A 25,234-nucleotide genomic window follows, 5' to 3' on the forward strand; every position below is an offset into this window, starting at 1 on the left:
GCGCGGATGGGCATCGGACCGCGGGGGGTCTCCCTCCCCTCCAGTCTCGCACAGCCTCAGAACCGACGGGGACGTGGCCAGACCCTGGCGACGGTGACGGCTGTCACGTCCGCCTCGGGCAGCACCCCGCGGTGCCGCGAGTCGACCCCCTCGTCGGGGTTGTCGCTGAGCACCCACCAGCCCGGGGCTCCGGAGCGCGTCGTACGTCGCTCGGCGGCGCGCTTGACCGCCACCGTCCCGTCCGGGAACCGGGCGACCACCACGTCGCCGGGGCGCGGCGCGCGGCGGTAGGAGACCAGCAGCCGGTCGCCGGTGCGCAGGGTCGGCTCCATCGATGCGCCGCGCACGATCGCGAAGCCCCAGCGGGGGGTGTCTTCCCCTGTGGACCGGGTACCTCGTGTTCGCTGCGACACGCGGAGTAGTGTCCCAGCAGCGCCCCGTGAACTTCACCGGTGGCATCGAGGACAACCGAAGACGAGAGGACCCGACCCGCATGTTCGCGCGACTGTTCGCCCCCACCCTTGAGGTTTCCGCCCACTGCGATCTCCCCTGCGGCGTCTACGACCCGGCCCAGGCGCGCATCGAGGCGGAGTCGATCAAGGCGATCATCGCCAAGGTCGCCGACAACGACGATCCCGACTTCCGCACCCGGGCGATCCTGATCAAGGAGCAGCGCTCCGAGCTGGTCAAGCACCACCTGTGGGTGCTGTGGACCGACTACTTCAAGCCCCCGCACTTCGAGAAGTACCCGCAGCTGCACACCCTCGTCAACGAGGCCACCAAGCTGGCCGGCGCCGGTGGCACCAAGGGCGAGCTCGACGCCGCCAAGGCCGACGAGCTGCTCGCCAAGATCGACGAGATCGCCGAGATCTTCTGGGCGACGAAGAAGGGCTGAGGCCCGAGCGCGTCCGGCCGGCACCGATCGGCGGTTAGCGGGACCGGCCCCGGGGTACGAAGACCCCAGGGCCGGTCCCGCTACATTTCGGCAGACCGGTCTCGGAACCCGCTTCACGACCACGCTCGAGGACGACACATGGCATCGATCGGCGCGACCACCGGCCCGACCGCGACCGAGGACGCCCGCCGGGCGGACGTCGAGCTGCGCCTGCCGGCCGACCGCGCGTACGCCTCCGTGCTGCGCACCACCACCGCCGGCCTGGCCGCTCGGCTGGACTTCCCGATCGACGACATCGAGGACCTGCGGATCGCGGTCGGCGAGGCCAGCGCGATGGTGCTCGCCGAGGCGGCGCCCGGCACCGACCTGCGCTGCCGCTTCTACCAGGACCTCGGTGAGCTGACCGTCGACGTCACCGTCTGCGTCGACGGCGCGGTCGAGCCCGACACCGACAGCTTCGCGTGGCAGGTGCTGAGCACCCTCGCCACCCGCGCCGCCGCCGACTCGACCGACGAGACGTTCACGGTCACGCTCACCATGGTGTCCTCCCATCGGGAGCCCGGTCGCTGACATGGCGCTCTCGCTGGACGACGACGGGAGATCCGACGGCCCCACGGGCGTCGAGCTGACCCGTCTGCGCAGCGCCGAGCTGTTCGCCGTCTTCGGCGACGAGCGGGAGTCGGAGGCCGCCCACGAGTCGGCCCGGGAGGCGCTGGTGCACCTCCACCTGCCGCTGGTCGAGCACTGCGCCCGGCGCTTCCGCAACCGCGGCGAGCCGCTCGAGGACCTGGTGCAGGTCGGCACGATCGGGCTGATCAAGTCGATCGACCGCTTCGACTCCGAGCGGGGCGTCGAGTTCTCGACCTACGCCACGCCGACGATCATCGGCGAGATCAAGCGCTACTTCCGCGACAAGGGCTGGGCGATCCGGGTGCCGCGACGGCTCCAGGAGCTGCGCATGCAGATCGGAACGGCGAGCGCCGAGCTCACCCAGTCCCTGGGCCGCTCCCCGACCCCCCGCGAGCTCGCCGAGGCGATCGGCTGCTCGGTCGAGGAGATCGTCGAGGGCATCGAGTCCAGCAACGCCTACTCCACGCTGTCCCTCGACGCCAGCGACGACGGCGACGACGGCACCGCCACGATGCTCGACGCCATCGGCGTCGACGACGAGGGGCTCGAGCACGTCGAGATCCGCGAGTCGATCAAGCCGCTGCTGGACAAGCTGGCGCCGCGGGAGAAGAAGATCCTGCTACTGCGGTTCTTCAAGAACATGACCCAGTCCCAGATCGCAGCGGAGATCGGGGTCTCCCAGATGCACGTCTCGCGGCTGCTCAACCGGACGCTCGAGCAGCTGCGCACCTCGCTCGAGGAGAGCTCGTAGCGCCTCCTCCTACTCCTCCTCGGCCGGAGCCAGCGCCGCCACGCTCGCCGGGTGGAAGATACCGCCGAGCACGATCAGCGCCACCGCGGCGACGGCCAGCGCGACCACCGTCGTGTCGCCACCCCAGAAGCTCCAGGCCACCCCGAGCTGGATCAGCTGGGCCAGCACCGCCGGGCTGCGCGCCCAGGAGCTGAGGCGGGACAACGCCCAGGCGCAGCCCAGCAGCCCGCCGCCGTACAGCAGGAAGAACACGGCGGTCGTCACCGCCACCTCCGCGCGGTCGGCGTTGAGGTTGGCCACCTCGAGCACGGCGTACCCGAGCAGCAGCAGCCCCTCGACCGCGACCAGCGAGGCGGCCACGATCAGGGGCGCCGGCACGTGGGCGGCGGGTCGTAGGCTCACCGGAGCACTCTAGAAGAGAGGCCGCCGGCGCCCCCGGCCAGACCGCCGCGGACGTGACTTCTGTGACGGATAAGACCATCGCAGGGGGTTGTTTAACGGTCGAAAGATTGCCACTCTTTGAGAGGCATCGCGTGAACTTGCGCGTGCTTTGTCGTGCCCATTCGCCCGGCAGGTCCGCAGCACCCCGCTCGGCCTGCCCTTTGAGCCTGTCTGTAGAGAGAAGGAACGCCCAGCCATGGATTGGCGCCACCGTTCCGCGTGCCTCGACGAGGACCCGGAGCTGTTCTTCCCGATCGGCAACACCGGTCCGGCCATCCTCCAGATCGAGGAGGCCAAGCAGGTGTGCCGACGCTGCGAGGTGCGCGAGCAGTGCCTCGCGTGGGCGCTCGAGGCTGGACAGGACCACGGCGTGTGGGGCGGTCTGAGCGAGGACGAGCGCCGCGCGCTCAAGCGTCGCAACGCCCGGGCTCGGGTGCGGACCGCCTAGCGGAGACGCGTCAGCGGATCCGCTGACGGTGGTCGAGCGAGCCGCGCGAGTGGGCTCGCGAACTCGCGACCGGCGTGTCGAGACCAGTCCAGCGTCCGGGTCACTAGTCGAGAGGCACGTCGAGCGCCGCCCGGGTACCGGTCCCGCCGGGGCCCGGCCCCAGCTCGAGCTGGCCGCCGAGCTCCGACTCCACCAGCGTCCGGACGATCGACAGCCCGAGGCTTCCCTGGCCCTCGAGGTCGAAGTCCTCGGGAAGGCCCCGGCCGTCGTCGTCCACGCTGACGTGCAGCCGGCCGACCAGCCGCTGCGCGGACAGCACGATCTCGCCCGTGAGGTCGGCGTCGGCCGGGTCGTAGCCGTGTTCGACGGCGTTCTGGAGCAGCTCGGTGATCACCATCGCGAGCGCGGTGGCGGCCTCCGACGGCAGCTCGCCGAACGACCCGGACCGGCGCACCCGCACCCGGCTGCCGACCGCGCTCACCTCGGTCACCATCCGCCCGAGCGGGTCCACGATCTCGTCGAAGTCGACCCGCTCCTCGACCGCCTGGCTGAGGATCTCGTGGACGATCGCGATCGACCCGACGCGGCGTACCGCCTCCTCCAGCGCCAGCCGCGCCGACTCGTTGTCGATCCGCCGCGCCTGGAGCCGCAGCAGCGCGGCCACGGTCTGCAGGTTGTTCTTCACCCGGTGGTGGATCTCGCGGATCGTCGCGTCCTTGGTGACCAGCTCGCGGTCCCGGCGGCGCAGGTCGGTGACGTCGCGCACCAGCACCACGGCGCCGATGTGCTCGCCGGCGGGCCGTAGCGGGATCGTCCGCACGATCAGCGCGACGCCCTCGGTCCCGATCTCGGTGTCCCGCTGCGCCCGGCCGCCGAGGACCGCGCTGAGCGTCTCCTCGTCGGGCCGGCGCCGGGGCGGCACCAGCGAGCGCGTGGTCTCGGCCAGGGACAGCCCGGTCAGGTCGCCGGACAGGCCGAGCCGGCGGAAGACCGACTGGGCGTTCGGGCTCGCGTACACGACCCGCCCGGCGGCGTCGATGCGCAGGAAGCCGTCGCCGACCCGGGGGGTGTCCGCGTGGTCGCTGCGCTCCCCCGCCGCCGGGAAGTGGCCGTTGGCGATCATCTGGGTCAGGTCGGAGGCGGTCTGGAGGTAGGACAGCTCGAGCCGGCTCGGGGTGCGCACGCCGAGCAGGTTCGTGTTGCGGGCGACCACCGCGATCACCCGCCCGGCGCGGCGCACCGGGATCGACTCGATCCGCACCGGCACGTCGTCGCGCCACTCCGGGTCGCCCTCGCGGATCAGCCGTCCCTGGGTGTACGCCGCGTCGATCAGTGGTCGGCGACCGACCGGCACGAACGTGCCGATCACGTCGTCGACGTACGCCGTGGGACCGGTCGTGGGCCGCATCTGGCCGGCCGCCCAGAAGCCCTTGCCCTCCCGGTCCGGCAGCCAGAGCACGAGGTCGGCGAAGGAGAGGTCGGCGATGATCTGCCAGTCGGCCTGGAGCAGCTGGAGCCACGCGACGTCGTCGGCGTCGAGGTCGGTGTGGCTGCGCACGAGGTCGCTGAGGGACGGCACGCTGGCAAGCGTAGGACTTCCGCCGACACCCGCCCGGACCGCCACTGGACGTTTCGGACGACTTTCGTAGGATCGCCCCTATGTCCGGGTCATACTGGCGGAACGTGCACGCAGCAGGGCTGGCGGTCCCGTCGGATCGCCCCCTCGACGAGCTCACCGCCGAGCTGACCCGGATGCTGGGCGACCCCGACCCGGCCCTGCGCGACGGCACGGCGTACCCCGCCCTGACCACCTGGATCGAGCGCGGCGTCTACGACGACCTGCTCCCGGGGCTCGGCGACGGCATGGCGATGGGGCTGCTGGCCGGTCTCGGCGAGTGCGACACCGACACGGTCTTCCGGCGCAGCTTCTCGGCCCTCGTGCTCGGCGAGTGCATCGCCCGCGACAACGCCCGGCCGCTGCTACCCGGCGGCAAGATCCTCGAGTGGGGCGACCGGCTCACGACCTGGCTGCTGCGCGAGCACGACCTGCGGGGCTTCGTCCCCGGCAAGGGCTGGGCCCACGCGGTCGCCCACGGCGCCGACGCCCTCGCGATCCTGGCGCGGTCGCCGCACCTGTCCACCCCCGAGCTGACCGTGGTGCTCGACGTCGTGGCCGACCGGCTGCTGCTCCCGGTCGACCGGCTGTTCAGCAGCGGCGAGCCCGACCGGCTCGCGTTCGCGACCATGGCGGTGCTGCGCCGCAACGTCGTGCCGCTGCGGGTGCTCGAGCCGTGGATCGCCCGGATCGCGGGCGCGGCCGGCACCCGCTCGGCGCACGACGACGGAGATCCCTACCTCGCCGGCGGCAACGCCGAGGCGTTCCTGCGGGCGCTCTACCTGCAGCTCTCACTGGGCACCCGGCCGCCTCAGGTGCGCTCCGACCTGCTGCTGGTCGTGGTGGACGCGCTGAAGTCGACCAACCGCGGCTATCTCGTCACGACTGGTGAGTAACCTGCGGGCATGCCCGACGAGAACCGGCCCGACGACACCGACCTGACCGGCCACGCCGGCGAGCTGGCGATCGCGGTCGCTCGCGCACACGGCGTCGAGACGATGTTCACCCTGTCGGGCGCGCACGTGTTCCCGATGTACGACGGCGCGGTCAAGGCCGAGCCGCCGATGCGGCTGCTCGACGTACGCCACGAGCAGACGGCGGCGTTCGCCGCCGAGGCCACCGGCAAGCTGACCCGGGTGCCGGGGCTGGCCGTGCTGACCGCCGGGCCGGGCGTGACCAACGGGCTGAGCGCCGTCGCACAGGCCCAGTTCGCGGGCTCGCCGATGGTGGTGGTCGGTGGGCGGGCGCCGCAGAGCCGGTGGGGCACCGGCGCGCTCCAGGAGCTCGACCAACCGCCGATCTTCGCGCCGGTCTCGAAGAAGGCGCACACGATCGCCACGGCCGACGCGGTGCTCGACGGGATCCACGACGCGTTCGTGACGGCCGGCTCGCCGCACCGCGGGCCGGTCTTCGTCGACGTGCCGATGGACGAGCTGTTCAACAGCGCCGGCGGCCCGCTGCCGGCGCCGATCATGCCGCGCGGCGCCGCGCCCGACCCGGACGCCCTCACCGAGATCGCCGAGCTGCTCGCCGCCGCCAGCCGACCGGTGCTGATCCTCGGCACCGACGTGTGGGCCGATCGCGCCGAGGAGGCGGCACTACGCTTCGTCGAGGCCACCGGCGTCCCGACCATCACCAACGGCATGGGCCGCGGGATCGTGCCCGGCGGCCACCCGCTGCTGGTCACCAAGGCGCGCGGCGCCGCCCTCGGCGGGGCCGACCTCGTCGTCGTGGTCGGCACCCCGCTGGACTTCCGGCTCGGGTACGGCGTGTTCGGGGGCCGCGACGGCGCACCGCCCGCCCAGGTCGTGCACGTCGCGGACTCCCCCGCCCAGCTCTCCGGCCACGCCGACCTCGCCGCGTCGGTGGCCGGCGACCTCACCTCGGTCCTCGACGGGCTGCTCACCGAGCTCGAGCAGGTCGTACGCCGGCCCGACTGGTCCGCCTGGCTCGGCGACCTCCAGGGCGCCGTGTCGGCCTCCGCCGCGCGCGACGCCGAACTGCTCGGCGCCACCGCCGACCCGATCCACCCGGCCCGCATCTACGGCGAGCTGCTCCCCCGCCTCGCCGACGACGCGGTGGTGATCGGCGACGGCGGGGACTTCGTCAGCTTCGCCGGCAAGTACGTCGAGCCGCGCCGCCCCGGCGGCTGGCTCGACCCCGGCCCGTACGGCTGCCTCGGCGCCGGCCTCGGCGCCGCCATCGCGGCCCGGCTGGCCCGCCCGTCGGCACAGGTCGTGCTGCTGCTCGGGGACGGCGCGGCCGGCTTCTCGTTGATGGACGTCGACACGCTGGTGCGCCACGACCTGCCGGTCGTCATGGTGATGGGCAACAACTCCGCGTGGGGCCTGGAGAAGGGCCCGATGCAGATGCTCTACGGCTACGACGTGATCGCCGACCTGGCGCCCCGCACGGCGTACGACGAGGTCGTGCGCGCGCTCGGCGGGGCCGGCGAGACCGTGACCGACCCGCGCCAGATCGGCCCCGCGCTCGACCGGGCGTTCGCCGCCGGCGTGCCGTACCTGCTCAACGTGATCACCGACGTCGCGGCGGTCTATCCCCGGACCAGCTTCGGTGTCTGAGGGGGTACTGGTCCGGCGCGCCGGCCCCGGCGACCTCGCGGCCGCGGGCGAGGTGACGGTCGCGGCGTACTCGGAGTTCACCCTCGGCCCGTCCGACCCCTACGTCGAGCGGCTGCGCGACGCGGCCGCCCGCCATCGCGAGGCCGAGCTGTGGGTCGCCGAGCTCGACGGCGAGGTCGTCGGCACGGTCACGATCGCGCTCGTCGGGTCGCCGTGGCGCGAGATCGGCACGGCCGACGAGGGCGAGTTCCGGATGCTGGCCGTCGCGCCCGCCGCCCGCGGTCGCGGCGTCGGCGCGGCGCTGCTGACCTGTGTGGTGGACCGCTTCCGCGGGCTCGGTGCGCGCGGCATCGTGCTCTCCAGCCTGGCCGAGATGACCGCAGCGCACCGGGCCTATGCTCGGCTCGGCTTCGAGCGGGTGCCCGGCCGGGACTGGTCGCCGGTGCCCGGGATCGACCTGATCGCCTTCCGCAAGGAGCTCTGATGGACGCGACCCTGACCTTCACGGTGACCGACGACGACACGGCGGCCGCCGTCGGCTCCGGCACCCTGCCGGTGCTCGGCACCCCCCGGCTGCTCGCCTGGTGCGAGGCCGCCACGTGCGCGGCGCTCGAGCCGGGCCTGCCCGAGGGGTCCACGAGCGTCGGCACCCGCGTCGAGCTCGAGCACCTCGCCGCGAGCGCGGTCGGCCAGCGGGTCGAGGTGACCGCGTCCTCGACGTACGCCGACGGACGACTGCACCGGTTCACGGTCGCCGTCCGCAACCTCGGCGCCGACGGCGGACCGGGGAAGGTGGTCGGCACCGGCCAGGTCACCCGGGTCGTGGTCGATGCCGAGCGGTTCCTGTCGCGGCTGTGACGTCTGCCGGGATACCCGGTGCCGTACCCGGTGCACCGGAGGTCCCGGCCCGCCCGCGGGTGGTTCGGAGGTCGCCCGGCGCGGATCGATCGAGGGCCGACCGGGAGTGCCACCCACGGATAGTCCGTCACGTTCTGGTTGCCCTACCGGCCGACTTGCGGCTGGATCGTGACGGACTATCCCGAATCGCCACCCACCAAGCAGCCGAGAGCCGTCACCGCCCACGACCCGCGTGCGCCCGATTTCACGCAGCGCCGCGGGGTTTGAGAGGATGGTCGACGGCCTACGGGCCATCGACGTCCCGATCAGGAGGAAGACCATGGGCAAGACCGGCCGCAAGCGCCGCGCTCGCAAGAAGAAGGGCGCGAACCACGGCAAGCGCCCCAACGCCTGAGCGCACCGGAACCACAGAACCCCCGAACCTTGCGGTTCGGGGGTTCTTGCTTGCCGGTGGCCCACGACGGGCGCGGGCAGCGCGGTGGTGGAGCGGTCAGCCCTCGCGGAGCTGGACCTGGACCTCGCGGATCTTCAGCAGCACTCGCTGGCGCAGCTGGTCAGGGGCGATCTCGGTGCACGAGCGCGCCACCACGGTCTTGACCGTGCGCTGCAGGTCGTACTTCTCCAGGCAGGGGTTGCAGCTGTCGAGGTGCAGCCGCACCTCCGAGCAGTCGGCCTCATCGAGCTCGTTGTCGATGAAGTAGACGATCCGCTCGAGGAAGTCGGCACAGTCCCCCGCGCTCGGCTCGCCGGGCAGGGAGGGGTGGTCGTGGCTCATGACTTGCCCCTATCGCGGCCGACGCTCAGCAGGTCGTTGTCGCGGACATAGTCCGAGAGCAGGTCACGCAGCTGGCGCCGTCCCCGGTGCAGCCGCGACATCACGGTGCCGATCGGGGTCTCCATGATCTCGGCGATCTCCTTGTAGGCGAAGCCCTCGACGTCGGCGAGGTAGACCGCCAGCCGGAACTCCTCGGGAAGCCGCTGGAGGGCCTCCTTGACCTCGGAGTCGGGCAGGTGCTCGAGGGCCTCGGTCTCGGCGGAGCGCAGCCCGGTCGAGGAGTGCGACTCGGCGCGGTGCAGCTGCCAGTCCTCCACGTCCTCCGACATCGACTGCTGCGGCTGGCGCTGCTTCTTGCGGTAGTTGTTGATGAACGTGTTGGTCAGGATGCGGTACAGCCAGGCCTTGAGGTTGGTGCCGGGCCGGAACTGGTGGAAGGACGAGTAGGCCTTCGCGTACGTCTCCTGCACCAGGTCCTCGGCGTCGGCCGGGTTGCGGGTCATCCGCATCGCGGCCGAGTAGAGCTGGTCGAGGAAGGGCAGGGCGTCCCGCTCGAAGCGGGCGGAGCGCTCCGCGTCGGTCTCGGTGGCGAGGTCCACGACGGGGTCGACCTCGGGGGTCGGGTCAGCAGGGTCGGTCATCACTCCCCAGCCTAGCCCGGTCGGGCGTTCGAGCACTGCCTGCATGGTGGTTGGAACGCCGACACCCCGTCGGTCATTCCCGGGCCCACGCTCAGGGGCGGGCGCTCGCGCCGGCGATCTCGCGCACGATCCACTCGAGGGTCGACTCCACGATGATGCCCATCGCCTCGGACTCGGTGAGCTCGCCGCGGGCCGGCACCTTGAAGCCGTGATCGGCACCGGGCACGACGGCCAGGTCGGTGTCGGCGGGGAACTCCTCCGGCCGGCCGAAGGTGTCGCGCTCGCCCTGGATCACCAGCGTCGGCACCCGCGAACCGCGCAGCTCGTCGAGTCGCGACGACTCCGGCTTGCCGGGCGGGTGCAGGGGGAAGGCGAGCGCCAGGCAGCCCGACGCCGCCAGTCGCTTCGCGCAGCGAGCGGCCGACCGGGCGCCGGCGGAGCGGCCGCCCACCACGAGCGGGGTGCGGGTGCGCAGCCGGTTGGCGGCGGCGATCAGCCCGGCGTCGAGCGTCGGCGGCGCGGTCGCCACCTTGCGTCCGGCCACCTTCCAGGGCTGCTCGAGACGCACGACCGTGACGCCGTTGCGCGGCAGCTGCTCGGCGAGCGCGGTCAGGTCACGGGTGTCGATGCCGTTGCCGGCGCCGTGGCTGAGCAGCAGGGTGGCGATCGGACTGCGGGCCTGGTCGACCACCAGGCGTGCCTCGCCGTGCGGCGTGTCGAGGCGGCGCTCCTGCCGGGTCACGACGAGGTCTCCTCGGGTCCGTGCTCCAGCGGCAGCGGCTCGAGCAGCTCGGGGCCGTTGTTGCGCACGTTGCTCACCAGCGCCGACACCGGATAGGCCTCGAGCCGGCCGGGGGCGGCCGGCTCGAGCAGGTCGAGCAGCTCCGCTCCCTGGGCGCGGGGGTCGAGCCAGGCGCCCCAGCGCTCCCGATCGACCATCAGCGGCATCCGCTCGTGGATGTCGCCGAGCGCGTCCTCGGCGTCGGTGGTGATCACCGTGCAGGACCACCGGAACCGGTCGGGCGCGTCGTCGGCCTTCGCGGGGTCGCGCCAGATCTCGTAGAGGCCGGCCATCGCGAGGATCCCGTGGTCACGCGGCCGGACGAAGAACGGCTGCTTGCGGGGCTTGCCGGCCTTGGTCGTCTCCCGGGTCGGGTACCACTCGAAGTAGCCGTCCGCCGGCAGCAGGCAGCGACGGGTCGCGAAGGCCCGCTTGTACGCCGGCTTCTCCGCGACGGTCTCCATCCGCGCGTTGATCAGCCGGTTGCCGATCGAGGCGTCCTTCGCCCACGACGGCACCAGGCCCCAGGTGAGCACCCGCAGCTGGCGCTGCGGCGGCTCGTCGCTCTCCTTGGACGGCGGCCGCTCGACGACGGCGTACACCTCCTTGGTGGGCGCGACGTTGTAGTCGGCCTCGAGGGCGTCCGGGATGCGACTCTCGACGATGTCGAACTCCTCGACGAGATCCTCCGGGCGTCTGCTCGACGCGTAGCGGCCGCACATGCGGCAACTCTAGAGGGGACGGCCGACGGCGGCCGGGCCCAGCAGCGGCTCAGGGTGCGTCTCCTGATCCGGCGCCGTCGCGCAGCAGGCGCTTCCGGATCAGGAGCCGTGCACTAAACCCGGGCCAGCTCGTCGAGCAGGGCGGCCACGGCCTCGTCGTCCGCCGGCAGGCCCTCGATCCAGGCGCGGGGCCGGGGAGGGTCGCCGGCGTCGATCATCCGCAGCAGCAGGTCGAAGCGGCGCAGCAGCAACTCGTCGCGCAAGGCCAGCACCACCAGGCGGCCGGGGGCGATGTGCCCGATCGTCTCGCTGCCCGGGAACACCCCGCGCACCGTGGCCCCCAGCTGCGCGTCGGCCATCGCGCGGGCCAGCGGCTCGCCGAGCCGCGCCGAGTCGGGCCCCGCGCCGGTCGCGACGACGACCAGCGCGTGGGTCTGGTGCGCGGGGCCGCCCCGGCGCAGGTCGGTGACGACGGTGCGCAGGTGGGCCAGGCTCGCGAGGCCCGTGAGCGGGTCCTCGCAGGACACGGCGTGCAGGTAGCCGAGCGTGGCCTCGCCCCAGGCCGCGGCGAGGGCCCGCGCAGCGGCGTACGCCGGAGCCTCGCCGCGCACCAGCTCCCAGGTGCGGGCGAGGCCGTCCAGCGCCTCCGGCAGCGAGACTCCGTCGCGTGCGAGGGTGCCCCCCAGCACCTCGCACGCGACGACCGAGCCCGATCCCGAAGCCAGGGCCTCCCCCACTGCCTCGAAGCGGGGTGGCAGCGCCACCCTCAGCTCGTCGGTCAGCTCCCGCCCCGGTCCGGGATCGGCCGTGGTCGAGCTCCGCCTGCGCGTCGCCATCCCATCCACGGTCGAGCTCCCCCTCTGGTCCGGTCTTGCCGGCTATGGGACGGCGCACCCGCCGACCCATGACGCGCTCGCGCTCGCCATTTCTTTTCGGGTTCTCCCGGGTTCCCCCCGACTCTCCCGAGCGATGCCGTCGCCTTTCGCGGGTTCGGACGTTGGGCCAGGCATGGGCTCCTCCGTATCGACCCTCGACGGGCGCAGCGACGCCGAGCTGATCTCGGCCGTCCGGGCCGGCGATGTCGCGGCGTACGGCGAGCTCTTCGCACGCCACGTCGAGGCCGCCCGGCGGCTCGCCAGGCAGCTGGCGCCGGGGCCGGACGCCGACGACCTCGTGTCGGAGTCGTTCGCGAAGGTGCTCGGCGTCCTGCAGCGCGGCGGCGGCCCGGACCTCGCGTTCCGCGCCTATCTGCTGACCGCCGTACGACGGGTGCACGTCGACCGGATCCGGGCCGCGGCGCGGCTGCACACGACCGACGACCTGACGCCCTTCGACCCCGGCGTGCCCTTCCGCGACACCGCGGTCGAGCGCTTCGAGAGCGCGGCCGCCGCGCGCGCGTTCGCCTCGCTGCCCGAGCGCTGGCAGCTGGTGCTGTGGCACACGGAGGTCGAGGCACAGCGGCCGGCCGAGGTCGCGCCGCTGCTCGGCATGACCCCGAACGCCGTCTCCGCGCTCGCCTACCGGGCCCGGGAGGGCCTGCGCCAGGCCTATCTGACGATGCACGCCGGCGACGCGGACGACGACGCCTGCGAGCGCACCCGCGCCGAGCTGGGCGCCTACGTCCGCGGCGGCCTCGCCCGGCGCGACGCCGCCCGGGTCGAGCAGCATCTCGAGCGGTGCCGGCCGTGCAGCTCCCTCTATCTCGAGCTCAGCGAGGTCAACGCCGACCTCCGCACGGTGCTCGCCCCGCTCCTGCTCGGCGGGGCCGCCGCGGCGTACCTCGCCTCCAGCGGGGGCACCGCCGTCACGGGCATCGCGCTGCTGCTCGGGCGGGCCCGCGACCTGCTGCTGGCCCACGGCCCGACCGCGGCGGTCGCCGGTGCCGCAGCGTCCGCGGTCGTCGCGGGTGCTGCGATCACGCTCCACCGGGCGCCGCCGGAGACGCCCGCCGCGGTCGAGCCACCCGCCGTCTCCAGCACGCCGTCGGTGCTCGAGAGCGGTCCGCGGCCGCTGCACCGGGCGCCCCACCCCGACCGGAGCGGGCCCGCCGGCGCCGTCACCCTCGCCGTCCCCGCGACGCCCGAGCCGACCTCCGGTCCCACCACCCCGCCCGACCCGGCCCCGACGAGCGCCCCGACCTCCGCACCCACCACCGCACCCACCACCGCACCCACCACCGCGGCGCCGACGACCGGCCCGCCCACAGCCGAACCGGCACCCGCGCCGCGCTCGCCCGCGGCCGGGCTGTCGGCGAGCGTCTCGATCGGGGCCGACGGTGTCGAGGTCGGGCTGGGGCTCGGGCTCGGCGGCGTACCCGTGCTCCCCGAGACCACCCTGGGCGTGCCGCTGGGCGTGCCATCGGGAGTGGGGCTGCCAGGGTCCGGGTAAACAGGAGGACATGACCGTCAGCAGACTCATCGCCCGACCGATGCTCGCGTCGATCTTCGTGGTCGGTGCCGCGACCGCGCTCAAGAACGCCCCCGGCACCGCGACCAAGGCCGACGCGGTCACCTCCCGCGTGGTCCCGATGCTGCGCAGGGCCGGCCTCCCCGTGCCGGACGACCCGGAGACGCTGGTCAAGATCAACGCCGGCGTCCAGATCGGTGCCGGGCTGGCGCTCGCCACCGGTCGCGCCCCTCGGCTCTCGGCCGCCGTGCTCGCGGCGTCACTGGTGCCGACGACGGCGGCCGGACACCGGTTCTGGGAGATCGACGACCCGGCGCAGCGCACCCAGCAGAAGCTGCACTTCTTCAAGAACGTCTCGCTCATCGGCGGGCTGATCATCGCCAGCGGCGACACCGAGGGCCGGCCGGGCGTGGCCTGGCGGGCGAGGCGCGCCGCGAAGGACGCCCGCCGTGAGGCGAAGCGGCTGGCCCACGATGCCCGGCGCGAGGCGAGGCTGGCCGCCGCACGAGTGCACTGACGCCACTACGCTGAGCGTCGTGACTGCCGCTACCGACGCCCCGGCCGACCCCTGGCCCGCACCCCGCGCGGCCCACCCGGTCGACGCCGTGGTGACGCTGCCCGGCAGCAAGTCGCTCACCAACCGGGCGCTGCTGCTCGCCGCGATCGCCGACGGCCCCTCGGTCGTCCGCCGGGCGCTCCGTTCGCGGGACACGACGCTGATGGCCGCGGCGCTGACGGCGCTCGGCTCGACCGTCGACACCGCGGGCGACGACTGGACGGTCACGCCGGGTGCCTTCGCCGGCGACGCCCGGGTCGACTGCGGGCTGGCGGGCACCGTGATGCGGTTCGTGCCGCCGGTCGCCGGGCTCTCGACCGGCACGGTCTCCTTCGACGGCGACCCGCACATGCGCAAGCGCCCGATCGGCGAGATCCTCGGCGCCCTGCGCACCCTCGGTGTCGAGGTCGACGGGGAGGCGCTGCCCTTCGCGATCCGGGGCTCCGGCTCGGTCCGCGGCGGCAAGGTCGTGGTCGACGCGTCCGCGTCGTCGCAGTTCATCTCGGCGCTGCTGCTCGCCGGCGCTCGCTACGACGAGGGCGTCGACGTACGCCACGACGGCAAGCCGGTCCCGTCCCTCCCCCACATCGACATGACGGTCGCGATGCTGCGCGAGCACGGGGTGCAGGTCGACGACGCCGACGCGAACCGCTGGCGCGTGCCCCCGGGGGCGGTGCGCGCCGTCGACCACGTGATCGAGCCCGACCTGTCCAACGCGGCGCCGTTCCTGGCGCTCGCGGCGGTCTCGGGCGGGTCGGTGACCGTGCGCGACTGGCCGCGCTCGACCACCCAGGCCGGCGACGCACTGCGCGAGATCCTCGCGACGATGGGCTGCGAGGTGGAGCGCGTCGAGGAGGGGCTGCGGGTCACGGGCTCGGGCACCCTGCTCGGCATCGACGTCGACCTGCACGACGTCGGCGAGCTCACCCCGGCCGTCGCCGCGCTGTGCGCGCTGGCCGAGGCGCCCTCGCACCTGCGCGGCATCGGCCACATCCGTGGGCACGAGACCGACCGGATCGCCGCCCTCGCGACCGAGCTGTCCGCGCTCGGCGCCGAGGTGACCGAGCACGCCGACGGGCTGAGCATCGAGCCGGCGCCGCTGCACGGTGGGGTGTTCCACACCTACGCCGACCATCGGATGGCGCACGCCGCCGTCATCCTCGGCGCCGCCGTCGACGGCGTGCTGGTCGAGAACGTCGCCACGACCGGCAAGACCTTCCCGGACTTCGCGGGCACCTGGTCGGGACTCATCGGCCGATGAGCGAGCGCTGATGAGCGGGCGGTACACCGACCAGGACGTCGAGCACTACGAGCGACCACGTCGGCACACCCGCCCTCGCACCAAGGAGCGCCCGTCGTACGACGACGCGCTCGACGGCATGGTCGTCACCGTCGACCGGGGCCGCTACACGCTGCTCGTCGAGGGTCGCACCGTGACCGCGATGAAGGCACGGCCGCTGGGCCGCAAGGGCGTCGTGGTCGGCGACCGGGTGCGCGTCGTCGGCGACACCTCCGGCGCGGAGGGCACGCTGGCCCGGGTCGTCGAGGTCGCCGACCGCACCACCGTGCTGCGGCGCACCGCGGACGACGACGACCCGGTCGAGCGGGTCATCGTCGCGAACGCCGACCAGCTCGTCGTCGTCACCGCCCTGGCCGACCCCGAGCCGCGTCCCCGGCTGATCGACCGAGCGCTGGTCGCGGCGTACGACGCGCGGATGCAGCCGCTGCTGTGCCTCACCAAGGCCGACCTGGCGGACCCGGAGTCGCTGCTGGTGACCTACCGCTCGCTCGGCGTACCGTGGCTGGTCACCCAGCGTGGCGGCGACCTGAGCGAGCTGCGGGAGCGGCTGCGCGGCCGGATCAGCGTGCTGATCGGCCACAGCGGCGTCGGCAAGTCGACGCTGGTCAACGCACTGGTGCCGGACGCCGACCGCCAGGTCGGCCACGTCAACGCCGTCACTGGGCGGGGCCGGCACACCTCGACCTCGGCGATCATGCTGCCCCTGCCCGCGACCGACGGCCGCGACGGCGGCTGGATCGTCGACACCCCCGGCATCCGCTCCTTCGGGCTCGCCCACGTCGAGCCGGAGCGCTTGATCGAGGCGTTCCCCGACCTCGACGAGATGACCGAGGACTGCCCGCGCGGCTGCACGCACGGCGCCGACGAGCCGGAGTGCGGGCTCGACGAGGCCGTGCGCACCGGCGACGCCGACCCCGAGCGGGTGGAGTCGTTCCGCCGACTGCTCGTCGCGCGCAGCGAGCCGCCGTACTAGTGGCCATCACCGGAAGTTCTTCGGGTGGCCCGCACCCCGGGCACGCACCTCGCGGCGTTGCCGTCGCTTGCTGGACGAGCAAGTAGAGCCGCGCTCCGGCGCCTTGCGATGCACGCACCCCGAGCACGGGCCACCCCCGAGGAACTTCCAGCGACGACCACTAGCGGTCGTCGCCGCGAGCGCTGCGGGCGTCGAGGAGCGCCATCCCGAAGCAGAACGCCGCGATCGCGCAGGCACCGGCGAGCACGCGCAGGCCGAGCACCAACGGACGGTCCGCCTCGATGGCCGAGTCGCTCTGGTCGATGACGTAGGCCATGAACCCGAAGTAGACGCCCAGCACCGCCGACAGCAGCGTGCCGAAGCCCGCCGTCCTGCTCGTCATCGCGTCTCCCTCGCACCTGGGTCGGTCCATCATGGACGGTCGTCCGCTCCCCGGCGGGCGAACTCACCCGAAACGGCGAGTTTCGAGCACCACCCGCCGCGGTACCGCCCCTCCAGGAGAGGGAGGAGAGCACGATGGGTGGTGGCGTGGAGACGTACTGCTCCGGAGACGGCTGGCGCAACCGGGTGATCGGTGGCGCGGAGCCCCTGCCCGGGGAGTACCGCACCCGGGAGGCGGCATCGGAGGTGGCCCGCGCAGAGGCGCGGATCCGGGGTGTGGAGCACGTGATCCTGCGCCCCGACGGGAGCGTCGCGGACCGGCGTCGCTACCCCCGGCTGTCGGGGGAGATCCCCGGCTGAGCGGGCTCCTGCCGGGTGGTGCGGGGTGGCGGCTTCATCAAGGGATGAGGACGAAGGCGCGCTTCCCCTGTCGAGTTCACCCGGGTAGGCGCGGGTCGACCTTCATCCCTTGATGAAGCTGCGAAGGGCCGCGGGCGACCGCCCGCGGTCTGGCCCGAGCCCGGCCCCGCCGATCAGCCCCAGACCGCACGGGCACCGGCGTCACCGGTGAGGATCACCAGCACCAGCACCGCCCCCGCGCCGACGCCGAGGAGCACGTCGAGCACCACCCGCAGCGCGCCGGTGCGCGTGTGCAGCCAGCCGGCGAGGAGGCCGACGATGCCGAAGCCGAGCGTCACCCAGAACAGCACCCGGGCGCGGTGCTCGTGGGTCAGCACCTGCGGGCTCGTCTGGATCTCCGGCGGCCGGGAGTTCAGGAAGGACTTGCCGGTGAAGTACGCCGCGGTGATCGCCCCGACCGCGATCACGACGAGCACCAGCATCGGCCAGCGCATCCGGTCACGCCACCGCGGCACCAGGTAGGCCAGCGCCGCCAGCGCGGCCAGTGGTCCGAACACCACGGCGGCGTGGACGACGAGCGGGTGCAGCGGCAGGCCGTTGAGCTCCATGCCCAGCACAACGGCGCACCTTGCCGGAACGTTCAGTCGACAGCGAATAGGCTGGCTGCGTGCCGACCGACTACACCGACGACCTGCGCCTCGCGCACGTCCTCGCCGACGACGCCGACTCGATCACCGAGAGCCGGTTCCGGTCGCTCGACCTGCACGTGATGAGCAAGCCCGACCTCACGCCCGTGACCGACGCCGACCAGGCGGTCGAGGAGAGCATCCGGCGTACCCTCTCGCGAGTCCGCTCGCGCGACGCGATCACCGGCGAGGAGCAGGGCTCGACCGGCCACAGCCAGCGCCGCTGGATCATCGACCCGATCGACGGCACCAAGAACTTCGTCCGCGGGGTGCCGGTCTGGGCGACGCTGATCTCCCTGGTCGTCGACGACGAGGTGGTGCTCGGGGTGGTGTCGGCACCACTGCTGCAGCGCCGCTGGTGGGCGTCGACGGGCAACGGCGCCTGGACCGGCCGGTCGCTGCTCAAGGCCACCCGGTGCCAGGTCTCCGACGTACGCCGGCTCGAGGACGCCTCGCTGTCCTACGCCTCCCTCTCCGGCTGGGAGGAGCGGGACCGGCTCGACGACTTCCAGTCGCTGATGCGGCGCTGCTGGCGCACCCGGGCGTACGGCGACTTCTGGTCCTACATGCTGCTGGCCGAGGGTGCCGTCGACCTCGCGGCCGAGCCCGAGCTCGAGGTCTACGACATGGCCGCGCTCGACGTGATCGTCCGCGAGGCCGGTGGCCGGTTCACCTCGCTGGACGGCACCGACGGCCCCTTCGGCGGCAACGCGCTCGCCTCGAACGGCCACCTGCACGAGGCCGCCCTGGCCTTCCTCGGCGCGCTGCCCGATGACGACGACGACCCGGACTGGCGCCGCTCGGGCCCCGGCTCGGTCTCCGATCTGCGCCTGCACCGCCCGCGAGACTGACCCTGGCCCCGGCCGGTGTGCACCGGTACGGTCTGTCCATGCGGATCGGTGAGGTTCTCCAGGCCAAGTCGAGTCGCGAGGTCGTGACGATCTCGCCGGAAGCCGGCGTGCGCGAGCTGATCGCCAGGCTCGCCGAGCACAACGTGGGCGCGTTGATCGTGAGCGGCGACGGCGTCTCGGTCGACGGCATCGTCAGCGAGCGCGACGTCGTGCGCCACCTGCACGCCGACGGCACCGTCATCAACAACACGGTCCGCGCGATCATGACCGAGGTCGTCGAGACCTGCGACGAGGACACCCCCGTCGAGGAGTTGATGAAGACGATGACCGAGCACCGGATCCGGCACGTGCCCGTCGTCCGTGACGGCCGGCTGACCGGGATCATCAGCATCGGCGACGTGGTCAAGCACCGCATCGACCAGCTGGAGTTCGAGCGCGACCAGCTCGACAGCTACGTGCACCAGACCTGAGGCGAGGCTCAGCCTGGATCGCTCTCGGCGAGGACGAGCGCCATGTCGTCCTGCAGCGCCTGACCCGTGTACGCCAGCAGGCGCGCGACCAGCCGGTCGAGCGCCTCCTCGACGGTCCCGTCGCCGAGCTCGGCGGCGTACTCGTCGAGGGCGAAGAACTCGCCCCTGTCGTCACGCGCCTCGACCAGTCCGTCGGTGTAGAAGAGCATCCGGGCGCCCCGCGGCCAGGGGTGCTCGCTCAAGGTGGGCACCGAGCCCAGGCCCAGCGGGACGGTCGGCTCGCCCGTGTCGACCGTGGTCGCCTCGCCCGACTGCAGGAACAGCGGCGGGTGGTGACCACAGTTGGCCAGCGTCACCCGGTCGCCCTGGAACTGCCCGACGATCGCGGTCACGAACTCCTCATCGCCCAGGATCCGGCTCATCGTCTCGTCGATGCGCATCGCGAGCGCCCCGGGATCCGGCTCGGTGAAGGCCGCCGCCCGGAACGCGCCGAGGACGGTCGCCGCGGTCTGCACCGCCTCGAGGCCCTTGCCACGGACGTCACCGACGATCACCCGCACACCGAAGGGCGTCTCCGCGACCTCGTAGAGGTCGCCGCCCACCAGCGCCTCCGCGGCCGCGGACACGTAGCGGGCGGCGAGGCCGACCGAGCCGATGGCCGTCGGCATCGACCGGAGCACGGCCCGCTGGGCGGTCTCGGCGATCACGGTCATCCGCTGCAGCCGCTCCTCGCGGCGCTCGCGCAGTGCGGCGTTCTGCACCGCGACGACGCCGAGCAGCGCGCACAGCCCGATGCGCGCGAGCCAGTCGAACGTGCCGGCGTCCTCCAGCCACAGCACGGACAGGAACGCGCAGGCGACCGATCCGACGGCGACGATCGCGGTGTTCCGGGCCGAGGTCAGCAGGCTCGCGACCATCGCCGCGCCCGCGAAGATGGCGATCAGCTGGGCCGGCGTGATGATCGACAGCACGATGAGCCCCGCCAGCACCCCGAACCCGACGAGCAGCCCGCGGTCCGGGCGCACGGACGGTCGGAGTAGTGGCACCGACACATCCTGACAGTCCGGCCCCGGGCCGGAGCGCGGAACGCCCCCGGACCCCCCGTTAGGGTGAACGACATGGACAAGCCCGAGATCGACTTCCCCGACTTCGACCCGCCCGCAGACCTCGTGGTCACCGAGCTCGCCGAGGGCGACGGCCCCGAGGCGACGGCGGGCGCGACCGTCTCCGTGCACTACGTCGGCGTCGCCCACTCCACGGGCGAGGAGTTCGACGCCTCGTACAACCGCGGCGCGCCGCTCCAGTTCCGGCTCGGGGTCGGCCAGGTCATCTCCGGCTGGGACCAGGGCGTGCAGGGCATGAAGGTCGGCGGCCGCCGCCAACTCGTGATCCCGCCGCACCTGGGCTACGGCGACCGGGGCGCAGGCGGCGTGATCAAGCCCGGCGAGACGCTGATCTTCGTCGTCGACCTCCTCGGCGTCAGCTAGGCGCCGCCCTGCGGGCGCCCGGCTGCGTTGTCGTCGCTCGACGGCCCGCTCCGCTCAGAGGCCGCCTTCGCTCCTCCGCCTTGCCGGGCATCCCGCAGGACGACGCCTCACCAGAGGCGGCTACCAGGGCAGGCCGTCGTCGGCGCCCTCCTCGGCCACCAGGGCGGACTGACCGCCCAGGCTGACGACGTCCCCCTGCACCAGCTGCCGGCCCCGGCGGGTCTCCACCTCGCCGTTCACGCGCACGTGCCCGTCCTGGATGACGGGCTTGGCCTCGGCGCCGCTCTCCACCAGGTTGGCGAGCTTGAGGAACTGGCCGAGCCGGATCGAGTCGTCGCGGATCGGGACGGGGAACGGCTCGGACATGAGGCCATTGTCGCTCCTGCCCGTCGAGGCCCGTCAGATGGCTGGAAATGGGTCGAGCCAACGACCATCTGACGGGCTCGACGCGCTGTCCCCAGGTACGCCGGAGCCGGGATTCAGCACCCTGCTCGACCTCCGCGGCCGATTCCTCGCGATCCCCGATCTCTTCGACCCGGTCCCCGTGGCGTGGTCGGCGAGCACGCCGGTGCCGACCACCGTGACATCGACCGCCACGCCCGAGACATCGAGCGCGAGGCCGACCTGCGCAATGCCGGGCTCGAGCACGTCGAGACCGTCGGCCGCGACCTGCGCGACGAGCGCCGGGTCGTGCACCGCATGGAACAGGCGGCCGCCCGCGCCGTACACTCGAGCGCGGGCTCGCGCCACCCTGACGACCGATCAGTGGATCAGCACCGACACCGTGTGGATCAGCACGCCCACGAGCCCGCCGACGATCGTGCCGTTGATCCGGATGAACTGCAGGTCGCGGCCCACGTGGAGCTCGATGCGGCGGGCGGCCTCCCGGCCGTCCCAGCGCTCGACGGTGTGGGTGATGACCGCGGTCAGCTCGGCGCCGTAGCGCTCGACCGCGAAGACCGCGGCGTCGGCGGCCAGGCCGTCGAGGCGCGCCCGGAGCGCGGCGTCGTCGACCAGCCGCCGGGCGAACGCGGTCACCTCGTCGAGCAGGCGGCGGCGTACGGCGCCCTCGGGGTCGGCCAGCGAGGCCTGGAGGCTGCGCCGCAGGGCGTTCCAGAGCGAGACCCCCGAGGCCACCAGCTGCGGCTGGTCGAGCAGCCGCTCCTTGAGGCGCTCGGTGCGCTCCTGGGTCTCCGGGTCGTGCTGCAGGTCGTGGGCGAGCTGGCCGAGCATCGAGTCGAGCGCGAGGCGGGCGTGGTGACGCGGATCGGTGCGGATGTCGTCGACCCAGCTCACCAGCTCGCGGTGCAGTCGGGAGATCACCGCCTCGTTGAGTCGGGCGGGAGCCCACCACGGCGCCCGCTCGCCGAGCACCTCCGCGACCGTGTCGGGGTTCTCGACCAGCCAGCGGTGCGCCTCGTCGAGCACGAGGTCGACCAGCCCGTGGTGCAGGTCGTCGCGCACGGTCTCCTCGAGCAGGCTGCCCAGCACCGGCGCGATCGGCTCAGCCCGGAAGCGCGGCACCAGCGCGTCGCGCACCAGCTCCTCGACGTGCTCGTCGCGGATCCGGCCGAGCGCGATCACCGCCACGTCGGCGAACTCGTCGACGGCCCGCTTCGCGTGCTCGGGTACGACGAGCCAGTGGCCGACCCGCAGCGAGATCGTGGCCGCGGCGACCCGGTCGCGGATGATCTCCTCCTGGAGGAAGTTCTCCCCCACGAACTCCTCCAGCGACCGGCCCAGCTCGTCCTTGCGGCGCGGGATCAGCGCCGTGTGCGGCACCGGCAGCCCCAGCGGGTGCTTGAACAGCGCGGTGACCGCGAACCAGTCCGCGATGGCGCCGACCATCGACGCCTCGGCGCCGGCGTTCACGAAGCCCCAGAAGCCGCCGTGGCCGAGCGTCGCGACGTACACGACGGCGGCGAAGCAGAGCAGCCCCACCGCGAGGGTGCGCATCCGGCGCAGTCCTCGGCGCCGCTGCTCGTCGGCCTCCGAGTCGGGGGTGATCATCGTCAGTGTCGCGCTCATCGAACGCCATCCTCCCCCATTGGGTCCAGACCACCGCGAAGTGAGAAGATCCCGCTCATGCCTCGCACCGTCATCACCTTCGGCACGTTCGACGTGTTCCATGTCGGGCACCTGCGGGTGATCGAGCGCGCCGCCGCGCTCGGCGACCGCCTGGTCGTGGGGGTCTCGGCCGACGCGCTCAACCTGCGCAAGAAGGGCCGCGAGCCGGTCTTCAGCCAGGCGGAGCGGCTCGCGATCGTGGCCGCGCTGAAGCCGGTCGACGAGGTGTTCGTCGAGGAGAGCCTCGAGCTCAAGCGCGACTACATCCAGAAGTTCGCCGCCGACGTGCTCGTCATGGGCGACGACTGGGCGGGGCGCTTCGACGAGTTCAGCGACGTCTGCGAGGTCGTCTACCTGCCACGCACGCCCGCGATCTCCACCACGGCGCTGATCGAGAAGATCTCCGGCGGGTCCTGACCCGCGGCCCCGGCGATGTCCTCCCGGTCGCTGCGCCCGCTGGCGTACGCCGCGGCCACGGCGCTGCTCTCCACCGGGCTGCTCGCGCTGGCGATCGGGGCGGGCTGGCTCGGGCCCGACGTGGGGCGCGGTGCGAACTTCTGCGAGGCCGCCCGCGGCGGACCGGTACGGCAGCCGGCCAACTCCTTCTCCAACCTCGGGTTCGTGGTCGCCGGGCTGCTGATCGCGTGGCGGGCCGGCCGCCCCGACCGGCTGGGCGACGTGCTGCCCCGGTACGCCGGCCTGGCCACGGCGTACGCCTGCGTGGTGGTGCTCCTCGGGCCCGCCAGCGCCGCGATGCACGCCACCCAGTCGGAGCTGGGCGGTCGCCTCGACCTGCTGAGCATGTACCTGGTGGCCTCGTTCGCCGCGGCGTACGCCCTGATGCGGTGGACCGGGCAGGGGCGGCTGTCCTTCTGGCTGGTGTTCGGCCTGCTCGTGGCCGGCTGCGAGCTGGTCGGGCTCTACGACGGCGAGGTGCCGGTCGTGACGTACGCCGGCAACCTCGCCTTCGCCGCGCTGCTGCTCCTGGCCGTGGTCGTCGAGGTCCGGCTCCGACGCCGCCCCGGCGCGACCCGCACCGACCTGCGGTGGGGCGCGGCCGCGCTGGGCACGATCCTGCTCGCCTTCGCGATCTGGAATGTCACCAAGGTGCTGTGGTGCGACCCGCACTCCCTGGTCCAGGGGCACGCGGCCTGGCACCTGCTGGGCGCGGTGGCGGCGTACCTGCTCTTCCGCTTCTGGGCCAGCGAGCGGGCCGGCGACGAGACGGGCTAGGAGCCGATGGGCTCCGGGATCGGGTCGGCGCGCAGCTCGTGCCGACCCGCGACGACCAGCCACACCGCCAGGGTGGCGATCAGCAGGACCGGGAGCAGCTCGATGTCGGGCACGACCGTCGCGGCGAGGAAGAGCGAGAGCCAGCCGCTGCGGGTCGCGGCGATGGTGATGCCGAGGACCCCGGCCGAGACCGCGACGGCCGGCGGCACGCTGTCGACGAACCCGACGACGGCCCAGCCCGCGACCACGCCGACGAACACCGCCGGGAAGATCCGGCCACCGCGGAAGCCGGACGCCGCGGCGACCAGCAGCGCCGCGAGCTTGACCACGACCATCAGGACGAGGTCGCCGTTGGAGTAGTCGGCGATGTCGGCCGAGACCGTCTTCATCTCCTCGAGACCCTTGAAGAGCGTCTCGGGGCCGCCGAGGGCGCCCAGCCAGCCGAGCACGAAGCCGCCCACCGTCAGCATCACCACGGGGTTCCGGATCGACCGGAACACGCGGTGCAGCGGGGAGATGACGTACGACGCGGCGAGCCCCAGCAGCGCGGTCAGCAGCGCGACGGCGACCGCCCAGCCGACGTCGCCCAGGCGGAAGCCGTCGTAGCCGGGGATCTCCAGCCGCAGGTCCATGTCCGAGAGCGCCAGCATCGTCGCCGAGCCCGAGGCGGCGGCGACCAGGGGCGCGAACAGCCGGTTCCACAGCGGGACCCGGGGGTCGCCGATCTGGGCCTCGGTGAGCATCAGGGCCGCGGCCACCGGCGTCCCGAACATCGCACCGATCGTCCCCGCGACGCTCCAGCTCAGCCAAGCCGGCACGGCGACCCGGGGCAGCAGCCGCATTCCGATGATGACGGTCAGCGACCCGTTGACGAGCATGATCGGGTTCTCGGGGCCGAGGCTGACGCCGCCGGCGAGCATCAGCACCAGCGCGAGGGCCAGGCCCGGCACCGCGAGGCCGGGCAGCGGCGCCGCCACCAGCTCCGCGCTGGCCGGATCGGGGCCGGCCCGACCGGGCGCGAAGCGCACCACGAGCCCGACGAGCAGGCCGGTGGTCGTCAGCACCACGACCATCCACCACCAGCGGTCGGGATCGACCCCGACCGCGTCGGGCAGGTCGTCCCAGACGAGGTCCTCGAGCAGCTCGGCCAGCAGCGAGAGCCCGAGCAGGCTCAGCCCGCAGCCGACGCCCACCAGGATCGCCGGCACGGTGAGCCGCAGCAGGTCGAGCCGACCCGGCAGCGGCGCCTCTGGGGCACTCGTCACCTGCAGCACGCTAGGGCGTCACCGCGCGCCGGCACTCACCCGACGCGGGTGAGTGCCAGC

Annotated in this window: 34 protein-coding genes; 19 read left to right on the forward strand and 15 right to left on the reverse strand. The window is 73.2% G+C overall.

Annotation, left to right across the window (positions count from 1 at the left end; translation table 11 throughout):
- Positions 1-56: 56 nt before the first annotated feature.
- The gene (locus tag FHU40_RS02845; protein ID WP_252275205.1) at positions 57-347 is read right to left on the reverse strand and encodes a S24/S26 family peptidase; all 291 of its coding nucleotides are present in this window, start codon (positions 345-347) and stop codon (positions 57-59) included.
- A 146-nt stretch (positions 348-493) separates the two neighbouring features.
- Between FHU40_RS02845 and sodN the strand changes: the two genes are divergently transcribed.
- The 3 genes from sodN (at position 494) to FHU40_RS02860 (ending at position 2,276) form a co-directional block, all read left to right on the forward strand.
- Positions 494-895 carry a superoxide dismutase, Ni gene (sodN, locus tag FHU40_RS02850; RefSeq protein WP_183590764.1) on the forward strand — a complete coding sequence of 134 codons (402 nt, stop codon included), beginning with the start codon at positions 494-496 and terminating at the stop codon, positions 893-895.
- A 138-nt stretch (positions 896-1,033) separates the two neighbouring features.
- Entirely contained in the window at positions 1,034-1,465 is a 432-nt protein-coding gene (locus FHU40_RS02855) for an ATP-binding protein (protein WP_183590765.1), read from the forward strand.
- Position 1,466: 1 nt separating this feature from the next.
- A complete protein-coding gene (locus FHU40_RS02860; protein ID WP_183590766.1) occupies positions 1,467-2,276 on the forward strand; it encodes an RNA polymerase sigma factor SigF in 810 nt (269 codons plus the stop codon).
- A 9-nt stretch (positions 2,277-2,285) separates the two neighbouring features.
- On the opposite strand, the gene FHU40_RS02865 is transcribed toward FHU40_RS02860, so the two are convergent.
- On the reverse strand, positions 2,286-2,678 hold the full coding sequence (locus FHU40_RS02865; RefSeq protein WP_183590767.1) for a hypothetical protein: 393 nt from the start codon (positions 2,676-2,678) through the stop codon (positions 2,286-2,288).
- A 235-nt stretch (positions 2,679-2,913) separates the two neighbouring features.
- On the opposite strand from FHU40_RS02865, the gene FHU40_RS02870 reads away from it, so the two are divergent.
- Positions 2,914-3,165 (forward strand): WhiB family transcriptional regulator, encoded by a 252-nt coding sequence (locus tag FHU40_RS02870; RefSeq protein ID WP_011755173.1) that lies wholly within the window; start codon positions 2,914-2,916, stop codon positions 3,163-3,165.
- A 103-nt stretch (positions 3,166-3,268) separates the two neighbouring features.
- Here FHU40_RS02870 and FHU40_RS02875 read toward each other — a convergent pair whose 3' ends face one another.
- Positions 3,269-4,744, reverse strand: a complete 1,476-nt coding sequence (locus FHU40_RS02875) for a sensor histidine kinase (RefSeq protein WP_183590768.1) — start codon at positions 4,742-4,744, stop codon at positions 3,269-3,271.
- An 80-nt stretch (positions 4,745-4,824) separates the two neighbouring features.
- On the opposite strand from FHU40_RS02875, the gene FHU40_RS02880 reads away from it, so the two are divergent.
- The 5 genes from FHU40_RS02880 (at position 4,825) to FHU40_RS29830 (ending at position 8,614) form a co-directional block, all read left to right on the forward strand.
- A complete protein-coding gene (locus tag FHU40_RS02880) occupies positions 4,825-5,676 on the forward strand; it encodes a DUF2785 domain-containing protein (protein WP_183590769.1) in 852 nt (283 codons plus the stop codon).
- 9 nt (positions 5,677-5,685) lie between these two features.
- Positions 5,686-7,362 carry an acetolactate synthase gene (locus FHU40_RS02885; protein WP_183590770.1) on the forward strand — a complete coding sequence of 559 codons (1,677 nt, stop codon included), beginning with the start codon at positions 5,686-5,688 and terminating at the stop codon, positions 7,360-7,362.
- Positions 7,355-7,846: a GNAT family N-acetyltransferase gene (locus FHU40_RS02890; RefSeq protein ID WP_183590771.1), complete on the forward strand. Its 492-nt coding sequence runs from the start codon at positions 7,355-7,357 to the stop codon at positions 7,844-7,846. Before FHU40_RS02885 ends, FHU40_RS02890 begins: the two co-directional genes overlap by 8 nt.
- Positions 7,846-8,220, forward strand: a complete 375-nt coding sequence (locus FHU40_RS02895; RefSeq protein WP_183590772.1) for a thioesterase family protein — start codon at positions 7,846-7,848, stop codon at positions 8,218-8,220. Before FHU40_RS02890 ends, FHU40_RS02895 begins: the two co-directional genes overlap by 1 nt.
- A gap of 319 nt (positions 8,221-8,539) precedes the next feature.
- Positions 8,540-8,614 (forward strand): 50S ribosomal protein bL37, encoded by a 75-nt coding sequence (locus FHU40_RS29830; RefSeq protein WP_369759046.1) that lies wholly within the window; start codon positions 8,540-8,542, stop codon positions 8,612-8,614.
- A 96-nt stretch (positions 8,615-8,710) separates the two neighbouring features.
- Here FHU40_RS29830 and rsrA read toward each other — a convergent pair whose 3' ends face one another.
- The 5 genes from rsrA to FHU40_RS02920 form a co-directional block, all read right to left on the reverse strand.
- Positions 8,711-8,995, reverse strand: coding sequence for a mycothiol system anti-sigma-R factor (rsrA, locus tag FHU40_RS02900; RefSeq protein ID WP_183590773.1), 285 nt, complete (start codon positions 8,993-8,995; stop codon positions 8,711-8,713).
- Positions 8,992-9,636 carry a sigma-70 family RNA polymerase sigma factor gene (locus FHU40_RS02905; RefSeq protein WP_183590774.1) on the reverse strand — a complete coding sequence of 215 codons (645 nt, stop codon included), beginning with the start codon at positions 9,634-9,636 and terminating at the stop codon, positions 8,992-8,994. The genes rsrA and FHU40_RS02905 overlap by 4 nt, the downstream gene beginning before the upstream one ends.
- A 91-nt stretch (positions 9,637-9,727) precedes the next feature.
- On the reverse strand, positions 9,728-10,378 hold the full coding sequence (locus FHU40_RS02910) for an alpha/beta hydrolase family protein (RefSeq protein ID WP_183590775.1): 651 nt from the start codon (positions 10,376-10,378) through the stop codon (positions 9,728-9,730).
- Entirely contained in the window at positions 10,375-11,139 is a 765-nt protein-coding gene (locus FHU40_RS02915) for an SOS response-associated peptidase (RefSeq protein ID WP_183590776.1), read from the reverse strand. The genes FHU40_RS02910 and FHU40_RS02915 overlap by 4 nt, the downstream gene beginning before the upstream one ends.
- 113 nt (positions 11,140-11,252) lie before the next feature.
- Complete coding sequence (locus tag FHU40_RS02920) at positions 11,253-11,975, reverse strand: hypothetical protein (RefSeq protein ID WP_183590777.1); 723 nt, start codon at positions 11,973-11,975, stop codon at positions 11,253-11,255.
- 172 nt (positions 11,976-12,147) lie between these two features.
- Between FHU40_RS02920 and FHU40_RS02925 the strand changes: the two genes are divergently transcribed.
- The 4 genes from FHU40_RS02925 to rsgA are packed head-to-tail and all read left to right on the forward strand — an operon-like array spanning position 12,148 to position 16,374.
- Positions 12,148-13,527: a sigma-70 family RNA polymerase sigma factor gene (locus FHU40_RS02925; RefSeq protein ID WP_183590778.1), complete on the forward strand. Its 1,380-nt coding sequence runs from the start codon at positions 12,148-12,150 to the stop codon at positions 13,525-13,527.
- 10 nt (positions 13,528-13,537) lie between these two features.
- Entirely contained in the window at positions 13,538-14,062 is a 525-nt protein-coding gene (locus FHU40_RS02930; RefSeq protein ID WP_183590779.1) for a DoxX family protein, read from the forward strand.
- Between the two features lie 19 nt (positions 14,063-14,081).
- Complete coding sequence (aroA, locus tag FHU40_RS02935; RefSeq protein ID WP_343057693.1) at positions 14,082-15,362, forward strand: 3-phosphoshikimate 1-carboxyvinyltransferase; 1,281 nt, start codon at positions 14,082-14,084, stop codon at positions 15,360-15,362.
- A 10-nt stretch (positions 15,363-15,372) separates the two neighbouring features.
- Complete coding sequence (gene rsgA / locus FHU40_RS02940) at positions 15,373-16,374, forward strand: ribosome small subunit-dependent GTPase A (RefSeq protein ID WP_183590780.1); 1,002 nt, start codon at positions 15,373-15,375, stop codon at positions 16,372-16,374.
- Positions 16,375-16,534: 160 nt separating this feature from the next.
- Here rsgA and FHU40_RS02945 read toward each other — a convergent pair whose 3' ends face one another.
- A complete protein-coding gene (locus tag FHU40_RS02945) occupies positions 16,535-16,756 on the reverse strand; it encodes a hypothetical protein (RefSeq protein WP_183590781.1) in 222 nt (73 codons plus the stop codon).
- A 134-nt stretch (positions 16,757-16,890) separates the two neighbouring features.
- On the opposite strand from FHU40_RS02945, the gene FHU40_RS02950 reads away from it, so the two are divergent.
- Positions 16,891-17,115, forward strand: coding sequence for a DUF2188 domain-containing protein (locus FHU40_RS02950; protein ID WP_183590782.1), 225 nt, complete (start codon positions 16,891-16,893; stop codon positions 17,113-17,115).
- Between the two features lie 173 nt (positions 17,116-17,288).
- Here the strand turns inward: FHU40_RS02950 and FHU40_RS02955 are convergent, their stop codons facing one another.
- On the reverse strand, positions 17,289-17,723 hold the full coding sequence (locus tag FHU40_RS02955) for a DUF2231 domain-containing protein (protein ID WP_343057813.1): 435 nt from the start codon (positions 17,721-17,723) through the stop codon (positions 17,289-17,291).
- 59 nt (positions 17,724-17,782) lie between these two features.
- On the opposite strand from FHU40_RS02955, the gene hisN reads away from it, so the two are divergent.
- Together hisN and FHU40_RS02965 are read left to right on the forward strand one after the other, a co-directional pair.
- A complete protein-coding gene (hisN, locus tag FHU40_RS02960) occupies positions 17,783-18,652 on the forward strand; it encodes a histidinol-phosphatase (protein WP_183590784.1) in 870 nt (289 codons plus the stop codon).
- Between the two features lie 38 nt (positions 18,653-18,690).
- Positions 18,691-19,122: a CBS domain-containing protein gene (locus FHU40_RS02965; protein WP_183590785.1), complete on the forward strand. Its 432-nt coding sequence runs from the start codon at positions 18,691-18,693 to the stop codon at positions 19,120-19,122.
- Between the two features lie 8 nt (positions 19,123-19,130).
- On the opposite strand, the gene FHU40_RS29295 is transcribed toward FHU40_RS02965, so the two are convergent.
- On the reverse strand, positions 19,131-20,168 hold the full coding sequence (locus FHU40_RS29295; protein ID WP_183590786.1) for a SpoIIE family protein phosphatase: 1,038 nt from the start codon (positions 20,166-20,168) through the stop codon (positions 19,131-19,133).
- Positions 20,169-20,240: 72 nt separating this feature from the next.
- Here FHU40_RS29295 and FHU40_RS02975 point away from each other — a divergent pair, with 72 nt between their 5' ends.
- The gene (locus tag FHU40_RS02975; protein WP_183590787.1) at positions 20,241-20,609 is read left to right on the forward strand and encodes an FKBP-type peptidyl-prolyl cis-trans isomerase; all 369 of its coding nucleotides are present in this window, start codon (positions 20,241-20,243) and stop codon (positions 20,607-20,609) included.
- A 120-nt stretch (positions 20,610-20,729) separates the two neighbouring features.
- Here the strand turns inward: FHU40_RS02975 and FHU40_RS02980 are convergent, their stop codons facing one another.
- From FHU40_RS02980 to FHU40_RS02990, 3 genes are read right to left on the reverse strand one after another with little or no spacing between them, the layout of a single operon-like run.
- Positions 20,730-20,975, reverse strand: coding sequence for an RNA-binding S4 domain-containing protein (locus FHU40_RS02980; protein ID WP_183590788.1), 246 nt, complete (start codon positions 20,973-20,975; stop codon positions 20,730-20,732).
- Between the two features lie 33 nt (positions 20,976-21,008).
- A complete protein-coding gene (locus FHU40_RS02985; RefSeq protein ID WP_183590789.1) occupies positions 21,009-21,359 on the reverse strand; it encodes a hypothetical protein in 351 nt (116 codons plus the stop codon).
- 12 nt (positions 21,360-21,371) lie between these two features.
- The gene (locus FHU40_RS02990) at positions 21,372-22,637 is read right to left on the reverse strand and encodes a DUF445 domain-containing protein (protein ID WP_183590790.1); all 1,266 of its coding nucleotides are present in this window, start codon (positions 22,635-22,637) and stop codon (positions 21,372-21,374) included.
- A gap of 57 nt (positions 22,638-22,694) precedes the next feature.
- Here FHU40_RS02990 and FHU40_RS02995 point away from each other — a divergent pair, with 57 nt between their 5' ends.
- Both FHU40_RS02995 and FHU40_RS03000 read left to right on the forward strand, forming a co-directional pair.
- Positions 22,695-23,093, forward strand: coding sequence for an FAD synthase family protein (locus FHU40_RS02995; protein ID WP_183590791.1), 399 nt, complete (start codon positions 22,695-22,697; stop codon positions 23,091-23,093).
- Between the two features lie 15 nt (positions 23,094-23,108).
- The gene (locus FHU40_RS03000) at positions 23,109-23,909 is read left to right on the forward strand and encodes a ceramidase domain-containing protein (protein WP_183590792.1); all 801 of its coding nucleotides are present in this window, start codon (positions 23,109-23,111) and stop codon (positions 23,907-23,909) included.
- Here the strand turns inward: FHU40_RS03000 and FHU40_RS03005 are convergent.
- The gene (locus FHU40_RS03005) at positions 23,906-25,174 is read right to left on the reverse strand and encodes an ion channel protein (RefSeq protein ID WP_221199489.1); all 1,269 of its coding nucleotides are present in this window, start codon (positions 25,172-25,174) and stop codon (positions 23,906-23,908) included. The genes FHU40_RS03000 and FHU40_RS03005 overlap by 4 nt on opposite strands.
- Positions 25,175-25,234: the final 60 nt, after the last annotated feature.

The sequence above is a fragment of the Nocardioides soli genome (assembly GCF_014191495.1).
GTDB classification, from domain to species: Bacteria; Actinomycetota; Actinomycetes; order Propionibacteriales; family Nocardioidaceae; genus Nocardioides; species Nocardioides soli.